The following is a 15,415-nucleotide window of genomic DNA, read 5'->3' as shown; positions in this document are numbered from 1 at the left end:
TTCGACTGCCCGCACCGCCCAGCTACCTACCCCCACCTCGGAGACCTGCATGAGCGATCTGACCCAGCTCGCAGCCAGCCGCGACGTGCTCTTCGTCGGTGGCAAGGGGGGCGTGGGGAAGACCGCCGTGGCCTCGGCCCTGGCACTGCAGCAGGCACGGCTCGGCCGCCGGACCCTGGTGGTCTCTACCGACCCTGCCCACAACCTGGGGCACCTGTGGCAGCGCCGGGTCGGCGACGCGCCAGTCGAGCTGGCGCCCCTGCTGCGCGGGATGGAGATCGACCCCGCCCGCACCACCGACGAGCACCTCCGGGCGGTCCGCGCCACGATGGAGCGGATGATGCCTGAGCACCTGCAGGGCGAGGTCCGCAGGCATCTGGAGCTGGCCCGCGAGGCTCCCGGCACGCACGAGGCGGCCGTGCTCGAGAGGGTCGCCGAGGTGATCGAGCAGCGGGCCCCGGATGAGCTGGTCATCTTCGACACCGCACCCTCCGGCCACACCTCACGGCTGATGGCGCTCCCTGAGCTGATGCAGGCATGGACCGAGGGCCTGCTCCGACGCCAGGACCGCTCGGCAAGGTTCGGCGCGGCCCTGCGGGGACTGGACCGGCAGCCCGACGCCGGTGACCAACGGGCGGCAGAGATCGTCGGCAGCTTTGCAGGCAGCCGTCGGGTCGGCCGACGGACCGACGATCGGCGGGCTCGTCGCGATGCCGAGATCCGCGCCGTCCTGGACCGTCGGCAGGGTCGTTTCCGGGCGTTGCGTGAGGTCCTCCAGGACCGCGAGCAGGCCGCCTTCGTCATCGTGCTGGCCGCCGAGCGGCTGCCGGTGCTGGAGACCATCGAGCTGGAGCAGTCGCTGCTGCGGGCCAGCATGCACGTAGGAGCCCTGGTCGTCAACAAGCGCTCGCCCGCCGAGGCCGGCCCCCTCCTGGCCGCGCGGCGGGAGGTCGAGGAAGGATATGTCGACCAGCTCACCCGCGCCCTGCCCGACCTGCCGCTGCTGCAGGTGCCCCTCCTGCCGGGCGAGGTCCTGGGGGAGACCGGCCTGGACCGGCTTGCCGAGCACCTGGTCTAGAAGGCGCCACCGCGACCCAGCCATGAGGAAGCCCCCCGGACCACAGTGGACCGGGGGGCTTCCGAGTTGTCCTACCCGCTGAGCGGGTCGTCAACCAGAGAGGTCAGACCTCACTCGTAGACGTACTCGCCCAGGCCCTCCTGCACCTGCAGGGCGATGGCGTCGAAGCCACCCACCAGGGTGATCGCCTGGGCGCGCAGGGCGTCCAGAGCGGTCATGGTGGCCGCCGGCACCGAGTCCGGGCGGGTCAGCAGGACAGGTCCGCCGTTCAGCGCGGCAGCCGGAGCCGCAGCGAGAGCGTCGGGGAAGTCCCTGCCCGTGGCCAGGAAGGCCTCGGCGGTCGGCGAGGAGAAGAACTCCTGAGCCACCGTGGAGGCGGTGCGGTACCGGTCCAGGCCACCGAGGCGAACCACGTCGGCATAGCCGCCAGCCTGCTCGGCAACGGTCTGCGAGACCGCGGTCTCACCACCGATGACGTAGATGGTCGACGGGTCGAGCCGCTCCAGCTCGTTCATGGTCGCGCCGGGCAGCCCGTGCTGACGGGTCAGCAGCACCGGTGCGCCCTCGACGCCGGCAGCGGCCGCCGCGGACAGTGCGTCCGGGAAGTCCATGCCGCTGGCGATGAGCACGATGTCCGAGCTCTCCCACTCCTGGGAGATGGCCGCCGCCGTGCGGTAGCGGTCATGACCGGCGACGCGGTCGACGTCGTCGGTGTAGTCCGCCAGCTCCTCCATGACGTCGTCGGTGACGACGGTGTCGCCACCGAGGACCACGATCCGGTCCGGCGCCAGGTCCCGCAGCGCCATCCGGGTCGAACCGGGCAGCTCGTCCGCACGGGTCAGCAGGACCGGGCCCTCCTCGGCCACCGCGAGGGCACCGCCCGCGACGGCGTCCGGGAAGTTCAGCCCGTTGGCGATGAAGACCGTCTGCACACCGGGCTCGAAGCGCGTCACCGCGAGCTCGGCGGCGGTGGCGTAACGATCGTGACCCTCGACGCGGGTGACGACCGGGGAGTCCACCAGGCCCTCGTCGGACCAGTCGATCGTGAACGCCGGGCTGGTGTAGGACTCCACGCCCGGCTCACGGTCGTCGTTCCAGGCGCTGGCCTTGGTGACGTCGATCTGCATCACGTAGTCACCGGAGGGCAGCCGCTCGCGGGCCCCGTTGTCGGTCATGACCATGCCGTCCCAGGCGTAACCCGTGATGGCGTTGCGGGTGGAGCTGCGGGCCAGGTAGTCCACCGAGGAGACGGTGCCGAGGGACTCCCCAGCGGTGCCGTCCTCGTTGGCCGCGAAGACCTCCCAGGTCATGTTGCGGGCCTGGTGCTCGAAGTGGATCGCGAAGACCGGGTGCTCGCCCTGCGCCATCGTGAAGACGTAGTCCTCATCGACGGGGGTGTAGACGACGTTGGGGTCGACGCAGTCGATGCCGCTCCAGAACGCGCAGGACTCGACGGTCACCAGCGCCGGGAGCTCCTGGGTGACGTTGCCGTCACCGTCGATCATGTCGGCCAGCACCTCGATGTCCTGCAGGTCGAAGGCCGACCCGCCGTAGGCGATCGAGTAGGCCGGGGAGTCCTCGCCCTCGGTCAGGTGCAGGTAGCCACCGAAGGTCGGGTCCATCGGGTCACCCTCTTCGCCCTCCAGCGACGGGGAGGTGACGTCGAAGGTCAGCTCCGCCGAGCCGTTCGCGGGGACGGTGACTGACTCCGGGTGCTCGACGTCGGCCTCGACCAGCCAGTAGCCGAAGACGTTGGCGGTGCCCGAGGTGGACACAGCACCCTCGTGGGTCACCGTGTAGGTGATCTCCTCGCCGGTGTGGTTGTGCACCGTCACCGTGTTGGTGGAGGTCTCACCCGCGAGCTGCTGGCCCAGCTGGACCAGCCCCGGTTCGGCGGTGACGTCGGCCTCGATCGCCCGGTCGACCTGGATCAGGCCGCTGCCCTGGCGGTGCACGACCTCAAGACCCGCGGTCGGCGCGATGCTCAGCCCCACCTGGGTCGAGGAGTTCTGCAGCCGCAGCTTGACGTCCTCGACGCTCAGGTCGGGGTGGGCCTCGAGCAGCAACGCCGCGGCGCCGGCCGCGTGCGGGGCCGCCATCGAGGTGCCGGAGAGGGTGGCGTAGCCACCGTCCTCCAGCGGGTACGGCGCGTAGATCGAGCCACCGGGCGCGGAGACGTCCGGCTTGAACATCAGGTCAGCGGTGGTGCCGAAGGAGCTGAACGAGCTCATCAGGCCACCGGACGGGTTCGGGGCCTCGGCCTGCTCGTCGGTGAAGGTGATGGTGACACCGTCCGAGGCGAGCGCCTCCGTGGCGAGCCGGCTGCCGTCCTGCTGCATGACGCCCATGACCGGCACGGTGATCGGCGGGTCTCCGGCGACGCTGGCGTTCAGCGCGCCCGCCGCGTTGTTGTAGATCACCACACCGGCCGCGCCGGCGTTCTGACCGTTGAGCGCCTTGCTGTGGAAGGTGCACTCACCGCGCTGGATCAGCACCCAGTTGCCCTCGATCTGCGCGGCCTCCTCCTCGGAGAAGGGCTCGCAGTGCTGGGCAGCCGTGGTGCCGGGCTCCGCGAAGGCGAGCAGCTGCGCCGTGCCCTCGGTGGGCGGGGTCGGAGCCGGGGTGCTCGTGGTGTAGGGCACCGGCTCGCCGTCCTCGTCCAGGAAGGCATTGGACCGGACCGAGACGTTGTCGACCGAGCCGACTCCGATGGTGTCCCGGCCGACGCCGGGGGCGCCGCCGGAGTAGAGACCGTTGGCGCCGGAGTTGCCGATCGAGGCCACGACGACCACGCCCTCGCGGGCCAGCGCGTCGGTGGCACGGGCGGTCGGGTACTCGGCCCAGGATGAGAAGGCCGAACCGATGGACAGGTTGACGACGTCCATGTCGTCTTCCAGGGACTTCTCCATCGCGTGCAGCATGATCTCGGCCGTCGTCGAGCCGGCGCAGCCGAAGACGCGGTAGGCCCCGATGATCGAGTCGGGGGCCACACCCACGACCTCGCCACCGGCCGAGGAGATGCCGGCCACGTGGGTGCCGTGACCCTGGCAGTCGTCCGGGTCCTCGTCGGGCATCGGGATCGGCTGGTATGCCGGGTCACTGGGGGCGGCGTTGAAGCTGTCGCCGACAAAGTCGTAACCGTAGGCGACGCGCTCGGTCGGGAAGGTGTCACCGTCGGGGGTGCCCCCACCGCCGAAGTCGGGGTGGTCGTAGTCGACACCGGTGTCGATGATGCCAATCCGCAGGCCCTCGCCGGTGTAGCCGAGCTCGTGCGCCCGGTCCACGCCGGTCATGCCCACGGCGGAGTGCATCTGCGGGGCGTGGTGGCCGCCGCTCGGCCGCTCCGGGGCCTCGATGAGCCCGATGGGGAAGATCGCCTCAACCACGCTGGAGGTCGCCAGGGAGGTGAGGGAGCCGGCGTCTGCGGTGACTGCCAGGCCGTTCCACAGCGTGTCGTACTCGCTGGTCACCTCGACCGAGACACCAGCCGACTGCGCGTGGGCCAGGAACTGCTCGCGCTGGCTCTGGATCACCCGGGGGGAGCCACCCTCGGTGGTCGCCGGGGCGGCCAGCTGGACGAAGTAGCTGTTTGGCACGAGATCGGCGCCGGTCAGGCCGCCGTCTTGGATCTTGCTCTCCGGCGCGGGGGACCCCGCACCAAGGTAGGCGTCGTCGTCGGCCGACGCTGCGAGCGGAGCCAGCATGGCTCCGGTCAGCGCGACGACCGCGACACCCGAGAGAGCACGACGCGGGGTCGAACCCCGTGGCGTAGGTGAGCTCACGAATGAATCTCCTTTGATCTCCGGTGCGTCGCCCGGACGGCGAGCACCCCTTGACCCTAGGCTGCGCTCCCCCAGATGTGACCCCCCAAGAATCACGATTCCATCACGATCAGATCACAGGTCAATCACCGCTAGCCCTCAGGTCTCGGCGCCTCAGTCACACATGCCACAGAGGTAACTCACGTCACAGGAAAGGGCGGCTGCCGAGGACTGTCAGTCCTGGGGTACACAATCATCCGGTGCTCTTTCGTCTCCTGCGCCACCACCTGCGGCCCTACCGAGGTCTGGTGGCCGCGGTGCTGGTGCTCCAGCTGGTGGCGGCGATCGCCGCGCTCCTGCTGCCCTCCCTCAACGCCGACATCATCGACGACGGGGTGGCCCAGGGGAACACCGCGCTGATCTGGCGTCTGGGCGCGGTCATGCTCGGGGTCAGCGCGGTCCAGGCGCTGACCCAGATCGCCGCCACCTGGGCCGCCGCCCGGGTGGCGATGGGGGTCGGCCGCGACGTGCGGGCCGGTGTCTTCGACCGCGTGCTGAGCTTCTCCTCGCGCGAGCTGGGGCAGTTCGGCGCGCCCACGCTGATCACCCGGAGCACCAACGACGTCCAGCAGGTGCAGCAGGTGACCTTCATGGCCCTGGTCATGCTGGTCGCGGCACCGATCACCGGCGTCGGTGGCGTGATCATGGCGATCCGGCAGGACGTGGGGCTTTCTCCCCTCATCGCTGTCGGGGTCACCGTGCTGCTGCTGGTCATGGGCCTGATCATCTGGCGGATGGTGCCGCTGTTCCGGGCCCAGCAGAAGCAGCTGGACGCGGTGAACCGGGTGCTGCGCGAGCAGATCAGCGGCGTACGGGTGGTCCGGGCCTTCACCCGTGAGCGCGAAGAGACGCAGCGGTTCCGAAAGACCAACACCGAGCTGACCAGGATCGGCCTGTCGGTCGGGGACCTGATGGCGCTGATGTTCCCGACGGTGATGCTGGTGATGAACCTCTCCAGCGTGGGCGTGATCTGGTTCGGCGCGCAGCGGGTGCAGGCCGGCGTGATGGACGTGGGGGCGTTGACCGCCTACATCAGCTATCTCATGCAGATCCTCATGTCGATCATGATGGCGACGATGGTGGCCACGATGTTGCCCAGGGCGGCGGTCTCGGCCGGGCGGATCCAGGAGGTCCTGGGCACGCGCACCACCGTTGTCGCGCCGAAGGTCCCCGCGACCCCCGGTCAGCCGTCGGACGGCCGACCCGGCACGGTCGAGCTGGAGGGGGTCGGCTTCACCTACCCCGGGGCCGAGGCGGCCGTCCTGAAGGACATCGCCTTCACCGCCCGGCCGGGCACCACCACGGCCATCGTGGGCGGCACCGGCTCGGGCAAGACCACGCTGCTGCGGCTCATCCCCCGCCTCGCCGATGTCAGCAGAGGCAGCGTGCGGGTCGACGGCGTCGACGTGCGGGACCTGGCCCCCGAGGACCTGTGGACGCGAGTCGGCCTGGTGCCGCAGCGGCCCTACCTCTTCTCCGGCACCGTCGCCTCCAACCTGCGCTTCGGCAACCCCGACGCCACTGATGAGCAGCTCTGGGGGGCCTTGCGCATCGCTCAGGCGCAGGATTTCGTGGCCGCCTACGACGACGGCCTGGAGCACCCGATCGCGCAGGGTGGCACCAACGTCTCGGGCGGACAGCGCCAGCGCCTGTGCATCGCCCGGGCCCTCGTCGCCCAGCCCGACATCTACCTCTTCGACGACTCCTTCTCTGCCCTCGACCTGGCCACCGATGCCCGCCTCCGTGCCGCGCTGGCACCCACGACCCGCGACGCCACGATGATTGTGGTCGCCCAGCGCATCAGCACGATCGTCGACGCCGACCAGATCGTGGTGCTGGAGGCCGGCCGGATCATCGGTCTGGGCACCCACCGCGAGCTGCTCCAGACCAACCAGACGTATGCCGAGATCGTCCGGTCCCAGGAGCACGGAGGCGGGGAGGCGGCATGAGCAGGCAGGAACCAGAAGAAGGGACGGCCCAGGGCGGACAGGGCGAGCAGGGCGCTCCCACCCGGCCTCCAGGCGACGCGGCGGGCGGTGGTCCGCGCGGTCCCCGGCCCGGCGGGCATGGCGGGATGGGGGTGCCGGTCGAGAAGCCCAGCGACTTCGCCGGCTCGGCCAAGCGGCTGCTCGGCCGGCTGGGGCCATACCGGATGCTGATCGCCCTCTCGGTCCTGCTGACCGTGGGTGCCGTCCTGCTCTCGACCCTCGGGCCACGGGTGCTGGGGCGGGCCACCGACGTGATCTTCGCCGGCTACCTGGGCAACCGCCTCGGCGAGGCCTTCCCCGAGGGGACCAGTGTCGACGCGGCCGCGGAAGGGCTGCGTGCCCAGGGTCAGTCGACCTTTGCCGAGATGATCGAGGGCACCCCCCACCTGGTGGTTGGGCGGGGTGTCGACCTCGGCGCCGTCGGTCGGACGGTGCTGCTGGTGGTCGCGCTCTACGCCGGGTCGGCGTTGCTGATGTGGGTCAGCACGCGGCTGGTCAACCGGATCTCGATGTGGACGGTGCGCGACCTGCGCAGCGACGCCGAGGACCAGCTGCACCAGCTGCCGCTGGCCTACTTCGACGGCCGCCCGCGCGGGGAGATCCTCTCCCGGGTCACCAACGACCTGGACAACCTGCAGCAAACCCTGCAGCAGACCTTCGGGCAGCTGCTCAACGCGCTGGTCACCGTGGCCGCGATCCTGGCCATGATGCTGTGGATCAGTCCGATTTTGACCCTGATCGCGCTGGCCACCATCCCGGTCTCGGTGCTGGTCACGATCCTCATCGCCCGTCGCAGCCAGAAGCTCTTCAAGGCCCAGTGGGCCCGGACCGGCACGCTCAACGGGCAGATCGAGGAGGCCTTCACCGGTCATGAGCTGGTCACCGTCTTCGGGCGGCGTCAGGAGCTCTCCGCCTCGATGCGGCAGACCAACGACCAGCTCTACGACGTGACCTGGCGGGCCCAGTTCATGAGCGGCGTGATCATGCCGGCGATGTTCCTCATCGGCAACCTGGGGTATGTGCTGGTCGCCGTCGTCGGCGGGCTGCGGGTGACCACCGGCTCCCTCTCGCTCGGCTCCGTGCAGGCCTTCATCCAGTACTCCCGTCAGTTCACCCAGCCGGTGACCCAGGTGGCCTCGATGGCCAACCTCATGCAGTCGGGGGTGGCCTCCGCCGAGCGGGTCTTCGAGCTGCTCGACGCCCAGCGGCAGGTGCCGGACCCGGCGGACGCCGAGCCGGCCGGGCGGCAGGCGGGCAGCGGCCGCATCGTCTTTGCGGACGTGACCTTCTCCTACGGCGAGCAACCGCTCATCGAGGACCTCTCCCTGGTCGCCGAGCCGGGCCAGACGGTGGCCATCGTCGGGCCGACCGGTGCCGGGAAGAGCACCCTGGTCAACCTCATCCTGCGCTTCTACGAGCTGCAGGGCGGACGGATCACCCTGGACGGCCGGGACATCACCACGATGACGCGCGAGGATCTGCGCTCCCGGGTCGGCATGGTGCTCCAGGACACCTGGCTGTTCGAGGGGACGATCGCCGAGAACATCGCCTACGGCCGGCCTGGCGCCTCGCGCGAGGACGTCCGGGCCGCGGCCGAGGCGGCCTACGTCGACCGCTTCGTGCAGCACCTGCCCGAGGGTTACGACACGGTGCTGGACGACGGGGGCTCCACGGTCTCGGCCGGCGAGCGCCAGCTCATCACCATCGCCCGGGCCTTCGTCGCCCAGCCCTCGCTGCTCATCCTGGACGAAGCGACCAGCTCGGTCGACACCCGCACCGAGCTGCTCGTGCAGGAGGCGATGGCCCGGCTGCGTGCCGACCGCACCAGCTTCGTCATCGCCCACCGGCTGTCCACCATTCGCGATGCGGACCTCATCCTGGTGATGGAGCAAGGGCGCATCGTCGAGCAGGGCAGCCACGAGGAGCTGCTCGCAGCCGACGGCGCCTACGCCCGCCTGCACCGGGCCCAGTTCGCCGGGGCCGCCGTCGCGGTGGACGGTGTCGACGGGGGTCCGCCGCAGGGCTGAGCTGTCCGGCCCACCCGGCCGCATAGGGTCTGGGGCAGGAGGTGAGCCATGGTCGACGTGGCCGTCGTCGGGCTGGGCCCGGCGGGACGCGCGCTGGCCTCGCGGCTGGTGGCCCGGGGCGCGTCCGTGCTGGCAGTGGACCCGCGACCGCAGGCGGTGTGGACACCGACCTACGGCGTGTGGGCCGAGGACCTCGGTGATACCCCCGCGGGGGTGATCCGCTCCCTGATCCGGCGCCCGGAGATCCGTGCGCACGGCCACCACGTGCTGCCGCGCCGGTATGCCGTGCTCGACAACGCCGCCCTCCAGCGCGCCCTGCCGCTGCAGGGGGCGCAGGTGCGGGCCGAGCGGCTGACCGACGAGGAGGTCGTGGCCCTGCGCCGGGAGGCGGCCGTGGTCGTCGACGCACGGGGCGCCCGGCCCGCGGGGCCGCGGTCGACGGACCCTGCCCCCGCCCAGACCGCCTACGGGATCGTCGTGCCCGCGGCCGAGGCCGCGCCGGCCCTGGGCGGCGCCGAGGGGCTGATCATGGACTGGCGCACCGACTGGGCGCCGCCCGGTTCGACGCGGGGACGGGGGCCGGCCACCTTCCTGTACGCCATACCCCTCGGGGACGGCACGGTCCTGCTGGAGGAGACCTGCCTGGCCGCGGCTCCCGGCCTGCCGGTCGAGGAGTTGAAGGCCCGGCTGCGGCGCCGGCTGCTCGCGCGCGGGATGGGCGCCTCGGCGATCGAGGAGCCGCTCGCCCGGGAGGTGGTCCGGATCCCGATGCGTGGCCGCGGTCGCAAGCCGCCAGGTGGCGTCCTCGCGGTGGGGACCGCGGGGCGCGGGGGCAATATTGTCACCGGCTACTCCGTCACCCACTCGTTGCTCAGCGCCGACGCCCTGGCCGCGCGGATCGTGCAGGGGCGTGTGCCCCGGCAGGTCGACCCGCTGGGCCCGAGCGACGCCGTGCGGGAGGCGGGTCTGCGGGCCCTGCTGCGCCTGGACGTCGAGGGCACCCTGGACCTCTTCGACGCCTTCGGGCGGCTGCCGGGGGCGCGGCAGCGGGCCTTCTGGTCGCGCGAGGCCCGGGCGGGCGGCATGGCGGCCTCGATGTGGGGGATGTTCACCCGGATGCCGCCGCGTTCCCAGCTGGAGCTGGCCCGGGCCACGCTGGGCCGGTGAGCACCGGTCAACAGTCTCAGGCGGGCACGTAGGACAGCCGCACGACGTCCTGGCCCACCCTGCGGTGGTCCTGCAGCCGCAGCGGCGGACGGGGGCCGGTGAAGTACGGCGCGCCGCCACCCAGCACCACCGGGTGCAGGTAGATCCGGTACTCGTCGATCAGGCCGAGATCGGTCAGGAAGCCCGCCAGGACGGGGCCGGCCACCTCGATCTCCCCCTCGTGCTCGGCCTTGAGCCGGCGAACCCCGTCCGCGAGGTCGCCCTTGAGCAGCTCGGCGCCCGGACCGACCGGCGCCTGCGACCTGGAGACCACCCACTTGCGTTGGGCCCGCCAGGCGGCGGCGAAGGCCTGCTCGTCGGTGCCCCACCGCGGGTCGTCCTCCTCCCAGTAGCGCATGAGCTCATAGGTCCGGCGGCCGTAGAGAGAACCCGTCTGCCCCCTGGCCTCATCGACGAAGTGCCGGAACAATGTGGAATCCGGCGCGAACTCCGTGTGGTCGACGTATCCGTCCAGGGACTGGTTCATCCCGAACACGAGCCGGGCCATCATGGCCCCCTTTCCTCGCCACGACCCGCCCACCGGGCCTACGTGCATCGTGCTCCTGACCTGCCCGGCCTGGCAAGGGCGGGGAGGACGTCGGCTCAGGGACCGGCGGGGAAGACCTCGCGCAGGCCGCGCAGGCCCTTGGCCTCGAACGCCTCGTCCCCGACCTGGTGGGCCCAGACGGCCGTGCCGATGTGCTCGGCGAGCACGAGGCTGGGCCACCACCACACGTCCCGCGGGTCTGCGCCATACCCGGTGAAGAAGGCCCGCTCCAGGTCGGGCCGGCCCCGCCAGGACCGGTCCTGCAGCCGGAACAGGTCGGTCGCCCGCGGGCGCAGGTCGGCCCGGCCCAGGTCGATGAAGGAGATGACGCCGTCGTGGACGACCCAGTTGCGGGGCGACAGGTCGCCGTGGGTGGGCACCAGGTCGACCTGCCCGTCCGCGCACCCGAAGGCCCGGACGCGCTCCACCACGTCGTGGGGCATGCGGTGCGGGTGGGTGAGCCACCGCAGCGCCCGGTCGCGGCGCTCGGCGAGCCAGGTGCTGCTGGGTCGCCCGGGTTGGCCGTGGAGCTGGACGAGCCGGGGGACCCGCCGGTCGGTCAGGAGCGGCGCGGTGAGCTCTCGGTGGCCGCGCAGCTCGTGCTGGGTCCTGGTGAGGCCGGGCACGTCCACCGGTTCACATGGCCCTGACCAGACTGCGGCGCAGCAGGACGGACCCGGCCACCAGCACCACCGTGGCCATCCCAGCCAGCACGGCCAGCTGCGGCAGCACGTCCAGGACACCCGCGTCACGGCGCTGGATCTCGGCCAGCGCCTCGTAGGCCCAGGCGTGCGGCGTGAACATGGCGACCCGGCGCAGGCCGTCGGTGAACAGCTCCAGGGGCACCATGCAGCCGCCGACGGCGGCCAGGATCATCCCGGCACCAACGGTCACCCCGCTGGCGGGACCCTCGGCGTCCATGACCACGCCCACCACCATCGCCAGGCCGGCGGCGATGAGCCCGAAGAGGGCCACGACGACCAGGACGCTGGACATGGACCCCCAGCCCACGCCGAAGAGCAGGCTGGACATGCCGATGATCCACCCGGCCTGGAAGAGCGCGATGACGAGACGGCCCAGGGCCAGCCCGATGACCGTCTGGCCCGCGGTCACAGGCGCCGCGAGCCCGCGACGAACGGCTCCGCTGCGGCGGGCCTGGATCATCGCGCTGGAGGCACCCAGTGTGTTGAGGAAGACGAACAGGAGCATCTGCGCGCTGGCCCCCACCTCGAACCGGCCGACGTCGGCGAACTCCTCGGTGAGGGCGTTGTCACTCTCGACCCGCACCCGGACTGGCTCCCGCTCGGGCGGCCCGGCCGCCACCTGCTCCGCCTCGTCGGGGTCCACGCCCGCCCGGGTCAGGGCCTCGACCCGGGCCGCCCCGACGGCGACCTCGTCGACCGCGGCCCGGACCATGAGCTCGACACCGGGGTGGGGCTCGCCGACGGACACCAGCTCCACCTGCCACGGGTCCTCGAGGCCAACGACCACGCCCAGGTCGGCCGCGCCGTCGCCCACCGACCGCACGGTCCCCTGGCGGCCAGGGTGACGGTCGACCTCCATCCCCACCGCCCCGAGCTGGGCGCCGATGTCCTCGGCCACGGGGCCCTCGCCCCCGAGCGCGACGCGGCCCACCGGGCCCTGCCCGGACTGCAGGCCGAGGACCGCCACCAGGATCAGCGGCAGGGCCAGGACGAAGAAGAGGTTGAACCGGTCGGAGAGGAAGCGGCGCAGCTCGAGCGCCGCCAGGGCGAGGACGACTCTCACAGGGCATCCTTCCGGCTCGGGAGAACCCGCGCGACGAGCAGCGCCACCGCGGTGAAGGCGATCAGGGTGAGCAGCACCGGGGTCAGGTCGGCCAGGCCCCCGCCGCCGGCGCTGATGCCCAGCCCTCGCCCGAGGGCCGCGACCGGGTTGATCTGCACCACCTGGGCGACCCAGCCGTCGACGGGCAGGCGGAAGAAGCTGCCCCCCGCGACGCCGAGGCTGATCGCGATGACCGACAGCGCCAGGCTGGCCTGCTCGGGGGTGCGGGCGACCTTGAGGATGATGAACATCACTGAGGTGGCGGCGACGACGACCGCGACGACGAGCGGGAGCACGACCCACCAGGAGCCGAAGTGAACGCCGTCGAGCAGGGCTGTCCCCGCCAGCAAGATGGTGCTGGTCGAAGCCACGCCCAGCAGCACGGCGACCACGGCCTTGGCCGCGGGCACCAGCCACCGCGGCAGGGGCAGCGAACGCAACCGCCCCAGGATCCCCCACTCGCGCTCGGTCAGCAGGGTGAGCACGATGAAGCCGACGGTGAAGAACAGGAACATTCCGGCTTGCCCGGAGACGATGCCGGAGGTGAGCGACAGGCTCTCACCCCTGACCTGGCTGCTCGTCCAGGCCAGCTCGGGTCGTGACTGACCCAGCTCTTGGGCGAGTGCGCCCAGCTCCTGCTCGGACAGGTCGGCCCGTTCGGCTGTGGCCGCAAGCGCTGCCGCGTCGGCGTCCATCTGCGCGACGGTGGAGCGGACGATGTCGGCGACCACGTCGCCGGACAGGCCGGCGTCCGGGCCGACCCGGACGATGACGTCGGAGCCTGGCGTCGCGCCGCCGGACATCGCGGCCCCGAAGCCCTCCGGAAGGACGACACCGACCCCTGCCTCGCCGGCCTCCACCAGGGCCGGCACCTCCTCGGCCACAGCGGTCAGCACCGTCACCGGCAGGGCCTGCTCGGGCAGGGCCTGCAGCGTCCCCGTCACCGCCGCCGCCGGCTCGTCACCCTCGGGCGCGGCCACCGCCACAGTCACGGGGTCGAGCTCGACATCGTCCAGCCCCGCGAAGGCCAGGGAGAAGACGAAGGCCAGGGCTAAGGGGATGACCAGCGCGAAGAGCAGCATCGAGCGGTCGCGCAGGTGCTGGCGCACGTCGTGCGCGACCAGGGTCAGCAGGGCCCGGGCCACCATCAGTCCCTCAGCGCCTTGCCGGTCAGGTGCAGGAAGACTGACTCCAGGTCCGGGCGACTGATCTGGACATCTTCCAGCTCCATCCCGGCCCGGGTCGCGGCGGTCACCACCTGGGTGACCACCGCGGCCGCACCCCGCACCGTCAGGTGCAGGCAGAAGCCGTCGCGGACGACCTGCTGCACCTGTGGCAGCGCGGCGACGGCCGTCTCGGCCTCCGCGACCTCACCGGCTCCCGTGAGCGTGATGGTGTCGGCGCCCCCGGTCAAGGACACCAGCTCCTCGCGGGTGCCCTCCGCCTGCACCCGGCCCGCGTCCATGATCGCGATCCGGTCACACAGCCGCTGCGCCTCCTCCATGTAGTGGGTCGTGTAGAGCACCGCCATGCCCTCCTCGGTCAGGGCCTCCACCGACTCCAGGATGGCGTTGCGCGACTGCGGGTCCACCCCGACCGTGGGTTCGTCGAGGATGAGCAGGGTCGGCCGGTGCAGCAGCCCGATCCCGATGTTAAGCCGACGCTTCATCCCGCCCGAGAACTCCTTGGCCGGCCCCTTGGCCCGGTCCTGCAGGCCCACCAGCTCCAGCACCTCGGTGACCCTGCGGCTGAGGTCCGTGCCGCGCAGACCCTGCAGACGGCCGAAGAAACGCAGGTTGTCACGCGCGGAGATCTCGGGGTAGATCGCCAGCTCCTGGGGCACCAGCCCCAGGTGGCGCTTGGCCTGCATCGGCTCCTTGAGCATGGAGCGGCCGGCGACCCGGACGCTGCCCGCGTCCGGTGTGAGCAGCCCGGCCATCATCGAGATCGTCGTCGTCTTGCCGGCCCCGTTCGGTCCGAGTAGGCCGACGGTCTCACCGGGCTCAATCCGCAGGCTCACCTCGTCCACCGCGATCAAGGATCCGAAATGGTGAACCAGGCCGGTCGCCTCCAGCGCGGGGGTGCTCGTCACACCTCTCACATTAACTCCCCCGGCCGGGGCCGAGCGGGGGGGCTTCACCCCGTTCTGCGCCGGGGTTATCCCCCCGGCCCTACTAGGCTGCTCGGTATGCAGCTTGCCCAGCAGTTCGACCGCGCCGCCGGACGCTACGACGTGCTGACGAGGCTGAACCCCGGCTATCACGGGGCGCTGCGCAACGCGGCCACGGCGCTGGTGACGAGGCTGCGGGGGTCCTCGGCTCCGCTGCGCCTCTGGGACCTGGGCTGCGGCTCCGGGTTGTCCACGCAGGCACTCGTCGACGCGGCCGGGCCGGACGCCACAGTCGTCGGTCTGGACGCCTCCCCCGGGATGCTGGAGCAGGCGCGCGGCAAGGACTGGCCGGCGGGGGTCCGGTTCGTGCAGGCCTACGCCCAGGACCTGCCCCAGGTCGCGAGCGAGCAGCTGGACGGGCCTGCCGACGGGGCGTTCGCGGCATACCTGATGAGGAACGTGCCGGAGGACCAGCGCGATGCCACGGTGGCCGCCATCCACGACCAGGTGCGCCCCGGCGGCTGGGTGGCGCTGCAGGACTACCACGTCAAAGGCGACGGTGTGGCGAGCACGGTGTGGACCCTCGTCTGCTGGGGCGTGGTGCTGCCGCTGGCGGTGGTGCTGCGCGGCAACCCGGCGATCTACCGCTATCTGTGGCGCAGCGTGCTGGCCAACGACAGCACCCTCGAGCTCTCCGCCCGCCTGGACCGGGCCGGGCTGACCGAGCAGACGTGGAGCACCGCCCGCGGCTGGCAGCGCGGGATCCTGCACACCGTCCTGGCCCGCCGCCCGGACTGACCCGGCCGCCCGACACGCCCACTCCATCGAAGCA

At 71.7% G+C, this 15,415-nt stretch carries 11 protein-coding genes; 5 read left to right on the top strand and 6 right to left on the bottom strand.

The genetic code is table 11. The annotated features are described in order from the left end of the window. The first annotated feature begins 49 nt into the window (after window positions 1-49). Window positions 50-1,078 carry an ArsA family ATPase gene (locus FY030_RS00425; RefSeq protein WP_158059788.1) on the top strand — a complete coding sequence of 343 codons (1,029 nt, stop codon included), beginning with the start codon at window positions 50-52 and terminating at the stop codon, window positions 1,076-1,078. 110 nt (window positions 1,079-1,188) lie between these two features. Here FY030_RS00425 and FY030_RS16990 read toward each other — a convergent pair whose 3' ends face one another. After that, entirely contained in the window at window positions 1,189-4,860 is a 3,672-nt protein-coding gene (locus FY030_RS16990) for a S8 family serine peptidase (RefSeq protein ID WP_158059787.1), read from the bottom strand. Window positions 4,861-5,099: 239 nt separating this feature from the next. Here FY030_RS16990 and FY030_RS00415 point away from each other — a divergent pair, with 239 nt between their 5' ends. The 3 genes from FY030_RS00415 to FY030_RS00405 are packed head-to-tail and all read left to right on the top strand — an operon-like array spanning window position 5,100 to window position 10,081. Then, on the top strand, window positions 5,100-6,848 hold the full coding sequence (locus FY030_RS00415) for an ABC transporter ATP-binding protein (protein WP_158059786.1): 1,749 nt from the start codon (window positions 5,100-5,102) through the stop codon (window positions 6,846-6,848). Further along, the gene (locus FY030_RS00410) at window positions 6,845-8,914 is read left to right on the top strand and encodes an ABC transporter ATP-binding protein (RefSeq protein ID WP_192498662.1); all 2,070 of its coding nucleotides are present in this window, start codon (window positions 6,845-6,847) and stop codon (window positions 8,912-8,914) included. The genes FY030_RS00415 and FY030_RS00410 overlap by 4 nt, the downstream gene beginning before the upstream one ends. Before the next feature lie 48 nt (window positions 8,915-8,962). Further along, entirely contained in the window at window positions 8,963-10,081 is a 1,119-nt protein-coding gene (locus FY030_RS00405; protein ID WP_158059785.1) for a lycopene cyclase family protein, read from the top strand. 16 nt (window positions 10,082-10,097) lie between these two features. Here the strand turns inward: FY030_RS00405 and FY030_RS00400 are convergent, their stop codons facing one another. From FY030_RS00400 to FY030_RS00380, 5 genes are all read right to left on the bottom strand, one after another. Beyond that, a complete protein-coding gene (locus tag FY030_RS00400) occupies window positions 10,098-10,628 on the bottom strand; it encodes a dihydrofolate reductase family protein (RefSeq protein ID WP_158059784.1) in 531 nt (176 codons plus the stop codon). 95 nt (window positions 10,629-10,723) lie between these two features. Beyond that, window positions 10,724-11,299: a phosphotransferase family protein gene (locus FY030_RS00395; RefSeq protein WP_192498661.1), complete on the bottom strand. Its 576-nt coding sequence runs from the start codon at window positions 11,297-11,299 to the stop codon at window positions 10,724-10,726. A gap of 4 nt (window positions 11,300-11,303) precedes the next feature. Continuing rightward, window positions 11,304-12,434 carry an ABC transporter permease gene (locus tag FY030_RS00390; RefSeq protein WP_158059782.1) on the bottom strand — a complete coding sequence of 377 codons (1,131 nt, stop codon included), beginning with the start codon at window positions 12,432-12,434 and terminating at the stop codon, window positions 11,304-11,306. Continuing rightward, window positions 12,431-13,618: an ABC transporter permease gene (locus FY030_RS00385; protein WP_192498660.1), complete on the bottom strand. Its 1,188-nt coding sequence runs from the start codon at window positions 13,616-13,618 to the stop codon at window positions 12,431-12,433. The genes FY030_RS00390 and FY030_RS00385 overlap by 4 nt, the downstream gene beginning before the upstream one ends. 2 nt (window positions 13,619-13,620) lie before the next feature. Further along, window positions 13,621-14,565: an ABC transporter ATP-binding protein gene (locus FY030_RS00380; RefSeq protein WP_238348479.1), complete on the bottom strand. Its 945-nt coding sequence runs from the start codon at window positions 14,563-14,565 to the stop codon at window positions 13,621-13,623. A gap of 96 nt (window positions 14,566-14,661) precedes the next feature. Here FY030_RS00380 and FY030_RS00375 point away from each other — a divergent pair, with 96 nt between their 5' ends. After that, a complete protein-coding gene (locus FY030_RS00375; protein WP_158059780.1) occupies window positions 14,662-15,381 on the top strand; it encodes a methyltransferase domain-containing protein in 720 nt (239 codons plus the stop codon). The last annotated feature ends 34 nt before the right edge of the window (window positions 15,382-15,415 follow it).

The organism is Ornithinimicrobium pratense, from assembly GCF_008843165.1.
GTDB lineage: Bacteria > Actinomycetota > Actinomycetes > Actinomycetales > Dermatophilaceae > Ornithinicoccus > Ornithinicoccus pratensis.
Note: the sequence above shows the minus strand (reverse complement) of the source record. Positions and strands in the feature narration are given on the sequence as shown.